We start from the raw sequence: 386 nt of genomic DNA, 5'->3' as shown, positions 1-386 counted from the left end.
CGCAGGCAACACCACCGGCAGCGTGAACGTTCCGACGCCGGCCAATGATGTCTACAACAATGGCAGCACCGTCAGCACTACGATCACCGGGACTACCGGCGGCAACTTCGAGAATCTGGTGCCGAACCCGACACCGGCGGTCACCACCGTTACCGACTCGGTCGACACCACCACCGTCACACTGACAGCGGGTTCGACCGTCAACGAAGGCGGCCAGATCACCTACACCGCGACCTTGACCAACCCGGCGCAGACGCCGGTCACTGTCACCCTGTCCAACGGTTCGACCATCACCATCGCCGCTGGCAACACCACCGGCAGCGTGAACGTTCCGACGCCGGCCAATGATGTCTACAACAATGGCAGCACCGTCAGCACCACGATCA

The 386-nt window shown here is 62.4% G+C and carries 1 protein-coding gene; it reads left to right on the top strand.

Annotated features, from left to right (window positions below; translation table 11 throughout):
• Positions 1 to 386: immunoglobulin-like domain-containing protein (locus AACY49_RS31375; RefSeq protein WP_339528251.1), on the top strand; the 386-nt coding region annotated here is incomplete at both ends.

The sequence above is a fragment of the Pseudomonas sp. EL_65y_Pfl2_R96 genome, assembly GCF_963970905.1.
Taxonomy (GTDB): Bacteria; Pseudomonadota; Gammaproteobacteria; order Pseudomonadales; family Pseudomonadaceae; genus Aquipseudomonas.
This window is presented reverse-complemented; position numbering and strand designations above follow the sequence as displayed.